We start from the raw sequence: 17,687 nt of genomic DNA on the forward strand, positions 1-17,687 counted from the left end.
CAAGCTTGTTAAACATCGGATGCAATCATCTGCGATTCAATCTGTTTCAACGTATAAAAGTATCCCTTCCGCTCCATCAATTCCGTAAATGAGCCGATCTCCACGATTTCGCCCTGTTCCATGACGACAATCTGATCCATGCTCTCCAGGCCGGTGAGGCGATGACAAATGAGAAGAAGTGTGTCTCCAGCCGCTTGTTCGTACAGTTGCTTCAGGACATGCTGCTCGGTGACGTAGTCAAGAGAAGACGTTGGTTCGTCCAGCAACCATAGACGTCCTTTGCGCAGCATGGCCCGTGCCAAGGCAAGCCGCTGTTTTTCTCCATCGGATAAGTTTTCACCTTTCTCATAGACCACCTGATTTAGAGAAGCCGTTGAAAATTGCGCTTTAGCAAGCACATCTAATAGTCGCTCGTCGGAATGTTCTTCCGCATTTAATAGTAGATTTTCACGAAGCGTTCCTCGGAAAAAATGGCTTTGTTGCAGCACCACATTGGCCAACTCCCAGATGTTCGCCTCGTCCAATTCGTGAATGGAAACGCCATTTATTGTTATGCTGCCCGACGTTGTTTTTCGTAGTTTGAGCAGCAACTCGATTAACGTAGATTTCCCTGATCCGCTCGGCCCAACAATCGCTGTTTTAGAGCCTGCCGCAAGATGTAGTGAGATATTGTTTAGCGCTGGCCTCCACTCCCCCTCATATTGAAAAGCAAGATTGTTTATTTCAATCGATATGGGCACATCTGTTGTAAAAGGAGTCGACTTTCCCATTGGCGATCCTGCAACTTGAGTCGATAATGTTTCCGCCAGCCGTTTGGCAGCATGTTCGCTATCTTGCTTATATGCAGGCAATACGGCCATAGCAGCGGACTCTTCAAAAACCGTTTGCGCGGCCAGCACCAGCATGGCAAGAAATACGCCAGCAAGTCTTCCGTCCACAATCAAATATGCGCTGAGCGTCAGGACACTCCAAGCAATGAAAAAGGTAACAAATACATGCATGGACTGTCCCAGCAACAATTGAGCGGAAGCTCGCTGCTGCTCGGCTGCCAATGAAGTCGAATCGCGCTGAAGCTGCTCCTCACGCTGTGCCAATTGCCCGTAAACCTTTAAATCCCGGAAGCCATACAGCACTTCCGTGATTTCCGTGGACAGTTTCGATCGATGCTCGCGGACACGCTCATGAATTTTCCGTTGTCCCCACAGAACGATGCCAGGCACGACCACTGCAGTAATTACCATTCCCAGCACCAGCAAACCGGCAATCCAGATGGAATAGGACGCGGTAAAAAGCACTGTTGCCAAAAACACCATAATTACAATAACCGGCGGATATGCAACACGCAAAAAATAGTTTTGTAAACTTTCTACATCCCCCACAATCCGTGCGAGCAGGTCCCCGCTTCGATTTTTATTCAGTATCCCGGGTGTCAAAGGGATGAGCTTGGCAAAAAAGGAAGTTCGCAAACGGCTGAGGATGGAGAACGTTGCCCTATGGGTGTATAATCGTTCTCCATAACGGCTCGCGGACCGGAGAAAACCAAGCAATTTCACAAGAGATGTAAGAATAATCAATGTGTAGAGCGGTGGCTCAAATACCGTTTGAGAAATCAGATACCCGCTTGCGGAAAAGAGAGCTACACCGGCTATGCCAGCCATAAACCCTCCTAATATCGAAATGACAATATCTTTCCGCTCTTGGAACATCGCCTTTGACAACATAGCCAACTCACTCATGTTAATCCCCCTTTTTGTTGGACAGCGACCATTTCAGCATATTGGGGCAATCGTTTCAGAAGTTCTTCGTGACGGCCTGAATCCACAATCGTTCCTTGATCTACAAACAAAATGTTGTCGGCATGTTGAATCGTATATAATCGATGTGCCACCGTAATCATGGTAGACGTTTTCGATAATGTAGAAATGGAACGCTGCAGTATGCGTTCGGTGTGCAAATCGAGCCCTACTGTAGGCTCATCGAACAATATGATGGCAGGTCGCTTTATAAAAGCTCGTGCCAAGGCAAGACGTTGCTTTTCACCACCAGATAGTCCGCGTCCTCCCTCGCCAACGAAAGTATCCAATCCTTGATCCAATTGTGCCGTAACCGTCGTTAGTCCGGCTTCCTCTGCCGCTTTCTCGATTTCTTTCCTGGAAACGTCCCGACCCGCACCGATCGCGATATTTTCGGCGAATGTGCCTGCGAAAATATAAGGGTGCTGCGTTATATAGATAACTTGTTTAAACCATACTTCTTCATTCTCTTGCGAAAGCGGATTTCCGTTCACCAGAATCGTCCCCGAATCCGGTTTCAGCAAACCGGCAATAAGATGAAGCAGTGTCGTTTTACCGGCACCGCTTTTTCCAACAATGGCAATGTTGCTTCCGGGTTTAAGAAACACACTTCCCGAATAAAGTTCGAATGAATCCGGAGCATACTGAAACCGTACATTCTTTAGTTCTATCGAAGGCGGTATTGGAAGCGACTGGACATGGGGCATCGGGAAGGCTTCATTTGCTTTCGTCATTCGATCGTTCTCATCGCTTTCCTCGGTTCTCACCATGTTCTCCATTAGAACGGGTTTACCGTTACCCCTATTCTTCTCAAGCATGCTTTCCACCCTACGGATCGCCCCCATGCTTGTTCGTCCGCTGTGAAAAGCAGTGCCTGTATTTTTTAAGAGATTATAGAATTCCGGAACGAGCAACAAAGCGAGAAATGCCGTGTGGAACGTCATGGATTTGAAAACAACCAGCTGAATGGCCAATTCAAGAGCGACAATACCGATACTAAGCATCACAATGGATTCCAACATGAACGTATTCATGAATGCGATTTTCAAAATATCCATGGTTGTATCACGGTAGTTTAAACTGCTATGCTCTATCGCCTGCTGCTGTCGTTGGGCCCGGCCGAATATTTTCAATGTAACCAAGCCTTGGAGGGAATCCAAAAACGTACCGGAGAAGTGGGCCAGCTGCGCATATTTTTCTTCCGATTTATTTTTCGTCTTCAGTCCCACCAAGATCATGAAGATGGGAATAAACGGAGCCGTAAACAACATGATGAGACCTGAATTTGCATGTTGAGTAAACGTAACGACCAGAATCAAAATAGGGATGATCATGGCTTCTACCATTTTTGGCATGTACTGACTGAAATAATGATCGGCCTCATCTACTGCATCCAATGCTACGCTGACCTTTTCTCCCGTCTGTCCCCGAACACTTAAACCCATGGAAGAACGGGTCAAGCTTCGCATAACAGATGCTCGCATGCTCGTCTTTGCGTTGGCCGCCATGTGCAGACCTATTCTCCCATTGCCAAATGATAACAGTGTACGTAAAGCCATAGTCACCAAAAGCATGCCAAGGATCAAAACGATGGATGAAAAAGAGGCTTTTTCCACGAAAATACGCTGGACGGCTTCTGCAAGCAGTGCAGCTTGAACAACGATGGCTGTACCAAGTACAAATGAAATGAGGGCAAGAAGAACGACGGATTTTCGTTGTGCAGACATTTGTTGAGCAATGAGGCTCGTCTTTCTTTTCACGTTAACCCTCCTCCTTTCTGGAGGTTGCGTTGAGGGACGCCCCTCAAGGCAACAATGAACTTGTCTATTTCTTTCCTTTCACATAATCCGCATCAAATAGAAAGAGTCTGAAGACCAAGATCAGTGAAGGAACCAAGAGACACATACCGCCGATAAACGCGACCACCAGTGCGAAGCCCATGGATGAGGAGGTGACGCTGCTTTGAATGGTGATGTATGGGTCAAGAATGTATGGATAATGTCCAATTCCGTAAGCAAAAAAAGCGCTGAAGAATTGCAGCATGATGCATATAAACGCCCAGCCGTAACGACGTCCTCGATATAACAGCCACATGGCGATCATAAAGAAGGCCACAGAAAATGCGAGCAGCCACCACAAATCCATCATATTTTGAAAATGCCGTTCATTGTGTTGGCCCAAAAAAATAAATGTCGTCAATGCGATCACGATTGTAGGTGTGCTCCAAAAAAGGGCATAGGTCCGCATCAATTTCAATGCTCCATGATCTTCAGCCCTCGAAGCGTAAAAAGCCAGAAAGGAAGCGCTGATGAATAAAACAGAAACAATGGCCAGCCCAACGATGCTCCAGGACAATGGACTGCTAAAGAGCGCCCAGTAATCCAACGAGGCCGTCTCTCCTTGTTTCAAAATAAATCCGCCTTCGGATAGCGTCAACGCGACTGACAGTGAGGCAGGAATAAGCACCCCGGTTGCTCCATACAGAAACAGATAAACCAGATTATTTTTTGAACCATAATTCTCAAATGCATAAAATGAACCGCGAATCGCGAGCAAAATGACGGCAAGACTTCCTGGGACAAGCATGGCTGATCCATAATAATAGGAGGTTTCCGGGAAAAAGCCGATTATGCCAATGTAGAAAAAAACGAAAAATACATTCGTAATTTCCCAAACGGGCGATAAATAACGAGAAATCAGCTTATTGGTTACATGATCCTGTTTCGTTAATCGAGCATAAAAAGCAAAGAAACCTGCTCCAAAATCAATGGAAGCGATAATGATATATCCGTACAAAAACAACCAGAGCACCGAAATTCCAATCAATTCGTAACTCATCATGCGTGCTCACCCTTCAATGCTGTTTTATCGCTTGCATGCTGCATCCATTTCTCCATCTCAACTTCTGCCGGATTATGTTTGAACATGCGACGAAGGACAAGACCGCTAACGGTCCCCAACACGATGTATAGAAGAAGGAAAAGGAAAAAAAGGATTCTGACGCTGGGGGATGTCGTCGCAGCTTCCTCTACACGCATAAATCCTCGAATAATCCAAGGCTGCCTGCCGAGTTCTGCGTAAAACCATCCCAACTCAACGCCTAAAATAGCAAGCGGTGCTCCTAATGCAACTAACCTCAGCAGCCACTTGTTGAGTTCATTTCGCCTTTTCCAAAATACGAAGAGAAAATACAGAAAAGAAATGCCTAGCAATGCAAATCCAATGCCTGCCATCAAATCGAAAAAGTAATGAACGATAAGAGGCGGTTGTTCGTCAATCGGAAACTCATTCAGACCCGTTACTTCTGCATTGAAATTTCCAAAAGCCAAGAAACTTAGAAGTTTCGGAAGATGAAGTGCTCCTATAATTTCATGTTCAACATTAAGCCACCCTAAAAATATCAAATCGGCGCCGCTCTCCGTTTCAAAATGCCATTCTGCCGCTGCGAGCTTTTCGGGTTGATGCTCAGCCAAAAACTTAGCGGAGACGTCACCGGCCAATGTATTTATTAAACTGAACACCAAAACCACTGCCATCATCAGGTTTAAGGCTTTTTTGTGGTATCCAGAAGCTCCTTTTCGAAGCATTGCAAAAGCTGCAACGCCTGCCAGCAGAGCCGCTCCTGTTAAATAGGCCGAACTTAATACATGAAACACCTTGGAAAAGGTTGCCGTACTCAGCATGGCTTGAACGGGGTCAACGGCTGTGAATTGTCCTCCTTCAAACGTAAAACCTCCCGGTTGATTCATAAATCCGTTTACCGTTGTGATAAATACGGCTGACATCCCTGCCCCGACCACAATCGGAATGGTTAGCAGCCAATGCATCATGGGGTTTTTAAACCGATCCCATGTGTACAGGTAAATCCCTAGGAAAATGGCTTCAAAAAAGAAGGCGAACACCTCCATAAACAATGGAAGCGCAATAACATTACCCGCAAGCTTCATAAAATGAGGCCATACTAAAGAAAGCTGCAGCGAAATTGCTGTTCCCGTGACTACGCCTACCGCAACGGAGATAACGAACCCTCGTGACCACCTCTTTGCCATAAGTATGTAGTGCAGATCTTTTTTGCGGATGCCTATTAACTCGGCCAGTGAAATCATTAAAGGGATCCCCACGCCAAGTGTTGCGAAAATTACATGGAATGCTAGCGTCATACCAGTCACCAGTTTGCTCCATAGTACCGTATCCATCCCCATCTTTACCTTCTCCCCTCCAACTTTGTTTTTGTCTAAAATGAAGAAACAAAACATCAGGTTTAGATGCTGAACTTCATGACCTTCGGGGGCTAATTGATGCTTAGCTGCTTTGTGATTAGAAAGAGATTTTTTTCACATAGTAGGTTTGGCCGTAACCCGAAACTGTTGAAAGTGCGGTCCAAGTATTACAAAACCTGATATTTAAAATTTATTATATACTTGACGTTTAGCGTTGCAATTGTGGTCACGCCTTCTCCTCTAAACGTTCAAGGAAGGATCAATTCTTTCTTACAACTCCGTGAAAAATGTAAAAATCACCCGATTGGGCTATTGCGTAATAGAGCTAACCTATGGAGAAACATTACAGTTGGACCAACATGCTGAATAATACCACTTTAGTTTTCACCTAAAAAAGAAACCTTTCTTCTAATTCATTGTTAGTCACACAATAACTAGAAGAAAGGTTTTGGGTTGTCATTAATTCAAGCTATTCGCAGCATCTTGCACCGTGATCCTTAATTTTGCTTTGTATCCAGCCGTATCAAGCTTCCACCCCGGTTCACCGAAGTATGGCGTACCGTCCGGCTTCCATAAGAGCTGCTGAACTCGGGCGTGTCGGTTCGGATCATACAAGGGCTCTCCCGAAATCTCCTTATAGGGGCGGGCATGGTAAACAAAAAGGAGCTTTGAGCCGTCTTCGGACATCGTAAAGCTGTTATGCCCCGGTCCATATTGAGAATTAGACTCGCTGCTTGAGAACACCGGTTCTTTCGATTTGGTCCATGAAGACGGATCAAGCAGATCACTCGTTTCATCCGCCGTGAGCAGCCCCATGCAATAACGATCATCAGTCCCGCTGGCCGAGTAGGCCATGAAAACACGCCCGTTCTTGACCAGAACTGCCGGCCCTTCGTTCACGCGGTGCAGCTGAATCTCCCAATCATATTCCGGTGAAGAGATTTTTACAGGCTCGGTCGAAATGGACCATGGCGTATCCATCCGAGCGATATAAAGGCAAGATTCCTCAACAATCTGAGCCCAAACCAAATAGCGCTGTCCCCGATGTTCGAACGTGGTGGCATCGAGTGAGAAGCTTTCAACCGGCAGCTTGATTCGCCCCTTTTCAATCCATCTTGTCGTAAGTGGATCGTTGTCCTCACATTCTAGGACATAAGGACGGATTGCCCACTTGTCTTCTGCCGTTCCGGCCGCGAAGTAGATATACCACTTTCCATCAATATGATGAAGCTCTGGTGCCCAAATATGGCTGCCCATCTCCCCCTCTTCGTGTTTCGTCCAGACGACCATCTCCTCGGCATCGGAAAGGCCGCTGATGGTCCGGGATCTCCGCAGCACGATGCGATCGTACTCTGGCACAGAACCCGTAAAATAGTAGTATCCGTCCGTATGCTTAAGCACATAAGGATCGGCGCGATTCAGCACAAGCGGATTCGGATACTCGTCATCTTTAACGGTTCCTTCAACGGTAACCGTACCTGACTGCTCAAGCAGAACGGGCGGGATGCTTTCCCACACCACCGGCAATGTCGTATTTATGCCATTCTCCAATTCGGCCTCGACGAAGCTCGGTAGCTGCAGCGGCTCACCTATGGCCAAACGGATCGAATGCTCGCGAATGTCTTTTATTTTCATCATCGTTATGTCCCTCCCTAAAGTTGAACGATCTTGATCACTTGTTAACCTATCAAGCCCTTGAGCGATATATGCCAATCTCTTATGAACATGGAAATCCAGCATCCTCCACATAACCTATAATAAAACTACATCAGTAGTCTAGATCAGAACTAAAGGTTTTACCTTGCAAATTTAAGTTCATTATAATGAGCTCCAACGATTCTTTATTTGTTATAATCTAAACACAATTACTCCCAAAATATAAAGTTCACTTCTCCTAATAGGGGTTCTCAATCTTCTTTATGGGAGTAGTAAGTCGTAAGGTACCAGCTCAACATGCCTCGTAAGCCCCTCGTCCTCTCCCTATCTAATTTTAAAGCATCTTAATCGGATGAGCTTGAATGCCTTGTCATTAGCATCTCTTGAGCTTTTTGCGGATCGTTCATAAGTAGAGTACGATACTCCAGCATCTTGTTAAGGGTGTCCAGCATTCGGTCCCTTGAGCTCTATTCCTAATTAATCCCCTTAAGTCGCGACCTTATTGTCAAAATACCCGCTATGAGGTACATAAAAGAAGTAACTCCAAACAATTTAAAAATACTCGGGGTCATCGTCATATATAGGCTGATAGGAAGCGACCACAAAAATGCAATAAACATAAGTGATGGCTTATGGATAACGGATGCTAACAACGCTACACAAGCTGGAACGAAAAGCGAAAATAGTGTGCTTATTATAACATCGTTCTCAGCACGTTCATGCGTGTAAGGATTTAATAAAGCTAATATAATCCATAGAATCATGGTGCAAGTTGAAGATATGACTCCAATACGTTGTGCTATTCTCATTTCCATCCCTCCGTTGTTATACAGGCTAAAAGAATCAGCGATAAAGTTCTCTCCTTTACAAAAAAGACACCCCAAGCTAGATTGTTGGAATGTCAACGCGATCAGAACAAATTCTGTTTAATATTCCCCTTTGTTCGCTTGCTGATCTAGATGGCATCCGAATGGGCCTCTTTCCTTATAACGAGAGCAGGATGTTGGGCAGAAATGTAAACAGGGTAATGAGGGCAACACTTGTTGCCGTATTCGTCTTTTCGAAGGCATACACTCCCAGTGAGAAGGCCGTAAGGCCAATCCCGATCATGGAGATGAGCTGACCCAACCATACAACCAGAAACTTGCCAAAGGATTTTTGAACCGTATGTTCCATCGATGCTGCTCCTTTCTCTTCTAGGCTTGATGTGGGAAATATAAACGGGTGATGTAGGTGAAGCTTCCTTGTTCCGCTCCCAGAACACGTTCCGTGATATGAGCGAAAGCTTCCACCTTTTTCCGGAGCTCCTCTTCCTCCCATTGAAAAATGCCCTGATCCAGTAAAAATTGTGAGGATACCAGCAAAAATTCAATAGCTTCCTTGGGATTAGGTGTGTGAAACACTCCTTCCTGAATGCCCTGCTCGACCACTTCAGCCAAAATGGGGCTTAATCGGAGAACCGTCTCAACAAGACTTTTTTGATGCATTTCCACATTTTGCACATGGTGCAATTGCTCAATCAGCCCGAGCTTTTTTTCGTCAGGCTGATTTTGTGCCATAATAATGCGAAAAATTTTGTCATGGGCGTTCAGGTTCGGATCAGATACTACACGTTTGGCTGATGCCTCCCCGTTCAGAATAAAACGCATGACGATGGCATTCATAACCTCTTCCTTGGACTGAAAATAATAATAAAAGGTGCCCTTGGCAATGTTGCAAGCCTGGAGAATATCCATGACAGTCGCTTTGGTGTACCCTTTTGTCACGAACAGAATCTCGGCCGCATCCAGTATTTCATTTCTGCGTTCTTCCGGATTTTTAATTAATCTCATATTCTGTCCTCCGTTCCATTCGACCGACTGTCGGTCTATTCTAGTCGTGAAGTTCTTGAATTAGAACCCCATTTCAGCTAACCATTGTGACAGATGACCTTCCCTGTTTTTCAGATCCTGACGTTCTCTTGCATATTTGCCGATATGTTTATCTGCGACCAGTTTGCCGTCCATCATGAACAGAACTCGTTCTGATCTGGCAGCGACCCTGACATCATGCGTTACAAGCAGAATGGTAGTACCTGCGGCATTGATGTCGCCAAGAATATCCATGATCTCGTGTGTAGACTTGGAATTCAGTGCCCCTGTCGGCTCATCTCCAAACAAAATATCCGGATTATTGATAAGCGCCCGGCAAATGGCAATCCGCTGCAGCTGCCCTCCCGAGGCTTGCGTGATGTTGTGATGAGCCAGCCCGTCAATTCCCATCTTTTTCATGAGTGACAGCGCCCTTGCATTAATGGCATCCCTGCTGCTGTTCTTGGCAAGATACGCGGAAAGTACGATGTTATCCAGCAAGTTCAGATTCTTGAGCAAATGAATGTTCTGAAAGATAAACCCCATCTTGGTCAAGCGCAAACTTGCGAGGTCGCTCTCCTGGAATGCGGATATTTTTTTGCCGTTAAAGTAGACACTGCCGGCACTGACCTGATCCATGCCGCTGATGTTGTACAATAACGTAGACTTGCCTGAGCCGGACGGGCCCATAATTGATACGAACTCTCCTTTTTTTAATTGGAGATTAATATCTTTCAAAATGCTATACTCTTCATTCTCACCGATTGCTACGGATTTATTCACGTCTTTGGCTTCTAGTATCGTTGTCATCGTTGTTCCTCCCTATTCCACGATCATTTTGGATATGCTGGCTTCCTTGATCGACTGGATGCTGATCCAAGCCGTCAGTACGATGGTTCCTGCAAGCAACAACGGACACAGAATATACGCCTGTATCGGGTCAATAACGAAGACAATACTGGAAGCGCCAAATGTGGACATAATACTGCTGACAAGCAGTGGTCCGAGCGTATTTGACAGTACTGTTCCGACAGCAACTCCGAAAGTCAATATGATAAGTGACATGACTACATACTTCAGCTTAATCTTGGACAAGGCAAAACCGAGACTTCTTAGCACAGCAATATCGTTATTATCCTTGGCTACCAACATTTGAAGAAACAACGAGGTGATTAGTATCGATATGAATACCCCGATGGCCAAGGCCAGCATGGTGACCAGCTTTAATTGCTGAATGGTTCCCCCGAGCGTCTGATCCAGATACCCTTGAAGATCCGTCACTTTTGCTGGAGAGAAGGATGTTTCAAATTCGGCAATTTTGGCAGCCATTTGACTGCGATCTTTCAGATCAAGGCTGACCACATACCACAGCACACTATCCTTGTTGTATGGCAGCAGAGCTTTTGCCGTTTTTCCGCCATTCGTTACGTCCTGATAGATACCGCTGACCGTCATGACCTGGTCTTTGCCATTAACCAGTAAGGTTAACTGTTCTCCCGTCTTCAGCCCGAGCTCGCTGCTGTTCGCATCGGACAATGCAATTTCGTTCTCGGTCGTTGGCGCATTACCGCTGACATAAGACAACGGGAAAATGCTGAAGTCGCCGGTTTCCACGCTCAGATTATCATAACTGCCCTCTGCATTCCGAACTTTGAACTGGCTTGTTACCAGCGGGGAATACGTTTTGATGTCGGGGTCGGTCTTGATCCGGGAAATCAGATTTTCATAGCGCTGCTCAACATCATCAGTATGCCTCAAGTCAATGCGAATATCGCTTTGTCCTACACCCATATAGGAAATAAAGCTTGGTGCCTGCAAAGTGTTAAGGAAATTAATCGGCACGATCATGATGAACGAACTGACGACAAACACGAATAATAACAAACGGAACATCTTGATTCGCTGTACGACTTCTTTCAGTCCCAGAAAGATCGGCACGGAAGACCAGCGATTGCGGGACAGACTGAGACGATTGCGAACGATCTGTGTATCTCCCAGACTTCCCGTCCGAAGCGCCTCCACGGCAGAGATGGACCGAAACCGCCGCAGCACCGTCCGGCAGAACAGAACGACCATGGCAAATATCAATCCGGCAGCCAGTAAAGGCACGGCAAAATGCAGCAGGGTTGCAGGTGCTTTGCCCATATACAACAAAATATTTGAGACAAAAAGTCTGTTAACGCCTAGTGATGCAACGTAACCCAGCAGGGAAGCGAACCCGGCCATAAATACATACTTCATGAGATACAGTTTCTTAATGTCTTTCTCTGCGATCCCGATGGCTTTCATGACACTGATCTCCCGGTAATCCTCTTCGATCGTAGCCAGCATCGTGAACCGGATACAGAGCATGGCGATCAGAATCAGCACAAGGCTGACCAAAATAATAACGGCTGCTATTACGCCATCAGTCATGGCATTCAGTAACTGAAACAGTCCATAAGTCACAACCGGACCGGCATTGGGAAGTCCGGCGTTCTGATAGGCTTGTGTGAACTCTCCTGTCTTTCCGGGATCGGTCAATCGAAACTCGATGAGATACTCCATCTCTCCGACACCCTGCTTCAGTTCCATCAGGTTGTCCGGGCTCACCACGAAACGTTTGGAGTGTACAACTGACGGGTTCATCTGGGCATCCCGGACAAAATCGACAATGGTATACGAACGCTCAAATGGTCCATTATCGATTCGTATCTGGTCCCCCACGCTTAATTGATTCTGCTGCATGTAATATACGGGGACAGCAATCTCGCCATCCTTAACCTGTATAATTTCACTGTTCAAATTCAGTAAGTAGTCGAAATCCTGATTCTGAGCAACAAAATCGATGTCCATGACGCTATTTTTTTCAGATTCTGCTCCGAGAAACAGATTGGCGCCATCAATATTGACCATCTCTACAATCTGATGCTGCGCGACCATGGGTTGATCCTCGGCCCATGTGTTTACTTTGGCCTGATCCAGCTCTCCGGCATGCATTTGCACAAAGTGTGGTGTCTTGGATTCAGAGAATAAATATTGAATGGAACTCGTCAGCTCCATAATCATCCGTGACCCCGAAGATACCAGCAAGGCTGCCAGCAGTACAAAAATAAACAACGCAGCCGTGATTCCTTTCTTTCTGGAAATATCATTTCTCAGCATTCGTAGCAGCATAAACAAACATGGCTCCTCTCATCTACAAATTCCTGCCCCATTCCCGACGTGTAGATATCCACATTATATAATCGCTTTTACATTTGTCAATTAGTACATATTTTTCTAATTTGTCGAAATATTTGTCATTTTCATTCTCATATATGCAAAAAGTAAATCCATATAGTTCTATCAATCTTCAAAAAATTGTACTTCGACCCTGAATTTACATTATTCGTCATAGATCAAAAAAAGTATGAATACATTCATCCATGCCCCAACGTAAATTGTCAGACCCTTTCTTTACCACAGGGACTCTACTTTTGGATGTGTCACTTGGATGTATATATGTATATGCAAGTTCAATGGATTGATTTTAGAATGGGCGACCTTCCATTTTCATCTTTATGTATATAAACCGGGAATTCTGAAGTGAATTTTGTAATAAAATAGTATTAAAAATTCCCTTGCTGAATCCGATATAATATAAGTCTTTTATACTATATTAAGGGGATATTTATGAAAACACGTAAACTGGCTGCAGCATCCATTCTTTCAACGACTCTTTTGCTGGGAGTTTTAGCATCCCCAATTGCAGCGTCTTCATCATCCCTCACGGATATTCCAAACAATTATGCCAAAAACGCCATCATCGAATTGGCAGACGCAGGGATAATGAACGGGACCGGCAATGGAAAATTCAATCCATCCGGCAACATCACAAGACAAGATTTTGCAATCGTATTATCCAAAGCATTAAATCTTGATTTAAGTATAGCCTCAGCAAAATCATCGACCTTCTCAGATGTACCAGCAAGCTCCTATGCATTTGCTGCCGTTGAAGCAGCACATAAAGCAGGATTAATTCAAGGTGTCGGCAACGGAAAATTTGCTGGTACCGAACCACTCACGCGCGAACAGATGGCAGTCATTTTTGTGAATGCTTTAAACGTTGATACAACCGGCAAGGGTTCAAAACTTGAATTTTCCGATTCCTCATTTATTTCAGACTGGGCTAAAGAATATGTGGCAGTTGCCATCGAAATGAAATTAATGGAAGGAAACAAAGATGGGAGTTTTAATCCTTCAGGAAGTGCAAAGCGCCAGGATGTAGCTTTGGTTACTTCTAAATTTCTCACGAAAAAAACCGAGTTAGATCAAGAACAAGCAGAAGAAGCAACGACCAAACCTGAGCCGGAACAAAAGCCAGAGCAGGAGCCTGAGAAAGAACCCGTCAAGCCTGTACAGCAACAACCATCGACGCCTGTATCAAGCTCAACTCCTGAGCCAGCTTCTCCATCGGTGCCTGATCGTGACCCATCACCAACACCATCTCCCGCACCAACTCCAAATCCAGAGCCAAATCCGAATCCAGAATCACCAATTAATGCGGCTCCTGTAGCTAAAGATTTGCGTTTTATGTTTGAAGAGGAAACCGAAAAGTTGGTTGTTGGTCAAAAGGTCACTATCGGCTTTAGCTATGATGATGCAGAAGATGACCAACAACAATCTGTGAATTATGCTTGGTATCGCTCAGCGAATAGTGAGGGAAGGGAAAAAGTATTAATTCCTGATGCCAATAGTAGTTCCTACACTTTTACTTCAGATGATGTTGATCATTATATCAGCGTTGAGGTAACACCGATTGCTGCTACAGGAACCACGACCGGGGTAACAAGTTATAAGGTTTTAGAACAAGTCGTAATGGAGCCACCGACTGAAGAAGCGCCTCTCACAGTGGACGCAAGCAAATTTTCAGTCATTGATAATTACTCGAATGAGGTTGACCGAATCATCGGGCAGGCATCTGCAGTAAGCCGTGCAAATGCATGGGTGTATATCTACCCATGGGATGACAAAAATGGAAATAATGTTGTTGACGACGGTGAATTGGGATCAGGATATTTCAAGGGAACAAGTCAAAGCGACGGCTCATTAACTGGCGATCTCGGATACCTTGAACCGGGTGACTATACCTTTGTAATAACTGCAATGGATCCTGGAACACAATACGAGTCTGCAAAGAGTGCCGAAAATGCATTTAAATTTACTTTGACTAAAGGCGTACAGACTCCTACGATTGGCAGCGACCTTTTTCTTTTTGGAAATTATGAGTCACGAGCAGTGTTCAACTCAGGGGATAGCGGTGTAAACCTGGACTTCTATTACCAAACTAATGATGATTTCAACAATGGTACTTTAGAAGTAACTGTTGATGGAATTACGTTTGCAGAAGGTGATGAATACTCTATAAGTAACGAAACTCTTAATGGGGTTCCCCTGATCACTCGGATAACTCCCCAGCAAATCAGTGATGACGGCAAAACACTTACTATAACCGGAATAAACGGTAAATACACTGTGGTGTCCTTCTATTTGAATAATAAGGATATACCAGAGCAAGGCAGCTACAATATAACTGTTAAAGCAGACGCTGACGGAACAGAATCCAGCAAATCTCCAGCTCCAGACCAATACATTACATTCGTTTCAGAACCAATTTTTGAATATTAAAATCCTGTTAGCCACCTCTTTGGGTCGTATGAACGATCATAGAGGTGGCTCTTTTTTGTTATGGAACTTTAAGATGCTGCTTACCTTTAGCCCGTTCCTACTGCTACCGATTATTTTAGTGTAATGTCCAAAGAAATAATGAACTCCCCTGTTCTTGTCTTACGAAAAAACGCACACTGCAAAAGTGTGCGCTTGCATTTCCACCCTATGATCCCATCGGGTTCCGTTCAATATAGACGTGATATCGTTCGTGAAACACACTCGCCAGCGGAATGAACAACAAATTGTCCAAGGTATAGCGGAAAGCAAACCCATGCGGCCCTGTTTCCTTGGTGAAACTTTTCATCAGATCATCTTCGTGCAATTGAAGCTGCAAATAGTCATTTGCATCAGAGAGCGCAGCCAAAATGTACGGTCCATACGCAAGAGATGCCAGTTCTTCCCGATCCGGCGCCGTTTCCAGGCGGAGCCTGCAGTCGAAAAAGAGCTTGATCTCGTCTCCATCCTGCCAATCCCGACTGATGCAGATATATCCTGTAGGGTCATCGGCCATGTCGGCAGGCTTGCCGTTGATCTCCATGCGGCATTCCGGTCCGGCCCAGTATGGACGGCGAATCATCAATGCAAATTCCCCCGTTCCCTCCATCCGCAGCGCCGCTTTTCCGGGATCATGCGGCTCCACGTCCAGCGTCAGCTTCATCTGCCGTTCCCGCCAATGGAGGGTTGAAGGAACCAGCAGGTTCACATACAGCGCAGATTCATCGTAATGATAAATAGCTTCCGCATATTTAAAATGATTCTCCAAGCCCGTGCCATGGCAGCAAGTATTCCCCGTCACGTCAAAAGACTTTGTCCCGCCGGGTGCCAGCGGCATGAAATACGTGCTGCCTCCCGTCGGCTGATGATCGCATGAGGCCAAAATGTGATTAAACATCGTACGCTCGTAATAATCCATATATTCCGCTGCCGGATGATACGCAAACAATTCCTTCGTCAGTTTCAGCATATTGTACGAGGCGCAGGTTTCTGCGGTTTTTTCGCTGAGAAAATCTCCAATTTTGCCTGGCTGCCGGAACATTTCGCCTTCTCCCGTGCCGCCAATCGAATAGATATGCGCACCCGTGACGGCCTGCCAAAAAAAGCGGGACATGTCGTAATACGCCTTCTCCCCGGTTGCCTGGAATATTTTCAGGGCGCCGATCACCTGGGGGATATGCTGGTTGGCGTGGAGGCCGCCGAGGGCATCTATACCCGCGCGCAGCGGAACGAACAAGCGGTCGTTGTCAAACAGGTTCGCCGCCGCCAGATGTTCAGACTTGCGCGTGATGGAGTACAGCTCGGCAAGCGATTCGTTCATCCCGCCGAATTCGCCGGCGATGTACATGCCCCACATCGTTTTGAGCACGCGGTTTGGAAGCCGGTTCAAACGGCGGTATACCCAATCGCCAAGCTGATCGGCGATCTTCAGCGCCGTATGGATTCCCAAAAGGCGATAACAATCGAGCAATCCGGCAAAAATTTTGTGCAGGGTATAGTAAGGAGCCCATATTTCCGGATACCGGGTAAACTTCTCCAACAGGTCAAACTGCTCCTCGGAGTAACCGCTGAGGAAGCCGGCATCAAATCCGGGCTGACCTGCAAAAGCATGCTGGCACTCTTCCAGCGAAGCGATCATATACTCCGCCTTCCGCTTGATGTCCTCATCTCCCGAAGCTGCGTAGCACAACGCCAGCGCAGACAGATAATGTCCGGTCGTATGTCCCCTCAGCAAGCACCCTGGCGAATCCCAACCGGTCATTTCCGGAGCATCGCGCGTATCCAGTCCGGCAGCGGCTCGGAAATTATACAGCATCTGATCGTCATTGACCTTTTTCAAGAAGGCAAGGCTCCTGTCCTGAGCCGCTTTAAAGGCGGTTCCTTCCTTCAGCGCCACCGCGACAGCGGGAAAGCCATGCACGGCAGGAGTTGTGTCCATCGTTTCCCGATCCTGCCCGGCTGCCGCCCAAACCTCGGCGCTTACCGGAATGGCCGTGTCTTTAAGGACACCTTTAACCATGACGGGACCGGGCTCATCCATCGTACATTCCTCTCCCGGTTCCCAATCCACGGCATGGGAAATGATCTCCCCCTCGGCCGTTTCGACCACGGCCACCGCCGGCAAATAAAATGGTTTCCCCATATCCGCTTTCAGGCGTATCGGATAAATCCGAGACACGCGAATTCGATTCTCTTCCTCCAAAATGGTCACGTTGTAGACTTTTTCCTTGCTGCAGCCGCCGTATCGAAACGTTGCCCGCAGCGGAACCGTGCGTGTGCCAATGCCATATTTCGGCCGGTTTACCGTGCCGTCGTCTCGGAGAAAACGAGAGTCCCCAGATGTCCAGCTGATTTTTGAACCGTATTTCCCTTCTCGGGGCAAGCGGAGATCAAATTCCACCGTGGCCAGATTGCCCAAATACAGCGCCTCCATATCCTGGATTACGATGCGTTCCTCCTCTTTAACCGAACCCATATCATGC

11 protein-coding genes are annotated in these 17,687 nt (G+C 46.2%); 1 reads left to right on the top strand and 10 read right to left on the bottom strand.

Going from position 1 to position 17,687, the window contains the following annotated elements:
• Positions 1–8: 8 nt before the first annotated feature.
• From cydC to SNR34_RS17480, 9 genes are all read right to left on the bottom strand, one after another.
• Positions 9–1,736, bottom strand: a complete 1,728-nt coding sequence (cydC, locus tag SNR34_RS17440; protein ID WP_486179761.1) for a thiol reductant ABC exporter subunit CydC — start codon at positions 1,734–1,736, stop codon at positions 9–11.
• Positions 1,733–3,553 (bottom strand): thiol reductant ABC exporter subunit CydD, encoded by a 1,821-nt coding sequence (cydD, locus tag SNR34_RS17445; RefSeq protein WP_486179762.1) that lies wholly within the window; start codon positions 3,551–3,553, stop codon positions 1,733–1,735. Before cydD ends, cydC begins: the two co-directional genes overlap by 4 nt.
• Before the next feature lie 64 nt (positions 3,554–3,617).
• The gene (locus SNR34_RS17450) at positions 3,618–4,634 is read right to left on the bottom strand and encodes a cytochrome d ubiquinol oxidase subunit II (RefSeq protein WP_339272456.1); all 1,017 of its coding nucleotides are present in this window, start codon (positions 4,632–4,634) and stop codon (positions 3,618–3,620) included.
• The gene (locus tag SNR34_RS17455; protein ID WP_486179763.1) at positions 4,631–5,995 is read right to left on the bottom strand and encodes a cytochrome ubiquinol oxidase subunit I; all 1,365 of its coding nucleotides are present in this window, start codon (positions 5,993–5,995) and stop codon (positions 4,631–4,633) included. Before SNR34_RS17455 ends, SNR34_RS17450 begins: the two co-directional genes overlap by 4 nt.
• A 477-nt stretch (positions 5,996–6,472) precedes the next feature.
• Entirely contained in the window at positions 6,473–7,651 is a 1,179-nt protein-coding gene (locus SNR34_RS17460; RefSeq protein ID WP_486179764.1) for a family 43 glycosylhydrolase, read from the bottom strand.
• Positions 7,652–8,653: 1,002 nt separating this feature from the next.
• Positions 8,654–8,845 (bottom strand): hypothetical protein, encoded by a 192-nt coding sequence (locus tag SNR34_RS17465; RefSeq protein ID WP_486179765.1) that lies wholly within the window; start codon positions 8,843–8,845, stop codon positions 8,654–8,656.
• 20 nt (positions 8,846–8,865) lie between these two features.
• On the bottom strand, positions 8,866–9,501 hold the full coding sequence (locus SNR34_RS17470) for a TetR/AcrR family transcriptional regulator (protein ID WP_339272463.1): 636 nt from the start codon (positions 9,499–9,501) through the stop codon (positions 8,866–8,868).
• Positions 9,502–9,561: 60 nt separating this feature from the next.
• On the bottom strand, positions 9,562–10,329 hold the full coding sequence (locus SNR34_RS17475; protein WP_486179766.1) for an ABC transporter ATP-binding protein: 768 nt from the start codon (positions 10,327–10,329) through the stop codon (positions 9,562–9,564).
• 12 nt (positions 10,330–10,341) lie between these two features.
• On the bottom strand, positions 10,342–12,663 hold the full coding sequence (locus tag SNR34_RS17480) for an ABC transporter permease (RefSeq protein WP_486179767.1): 2,322 nt from the start codon (positions 12,661–12,663) through the stop codon (positions 10,342–10,344).
• Positions 12,664–13,173: 510 nt separating this feature from the next.
• Between SNR34_RS17480 and SNR34_RS17485 the strand changes: the two genes are divergently transcribed.
• A complete protein-coding gene (locus SNR34_RS17485; RefSeq protein ID WP_486179768.1) occupies positions 13,174–15,168 on the top strand; it encodes an S-layer homology domain-containing protein in 1,995 nt (664 codons plus the stop codon).
• Between the two features lie 205 nt (positions 15,169–15,373).
• On the opposite strand, the gene SNR34_RS17490 is transcribed toward SNR34_RS17485, so the two are convergent.
• Entirely contained in the window at positions 15,374–17,680 is a 2,307-nt protein-coding gene (locus SNR34_RS17490; protein WP_486179769.1) for a beta-L-arabinofuranosidase domain-containing protein, read from the bottom strand.
• Between the last annotated feature and the right edge of the window lie 7 nt (positions 17,681–17,687).

Source organism: Paenibacillus sp. XP01 (assembly GCF_057364885.1).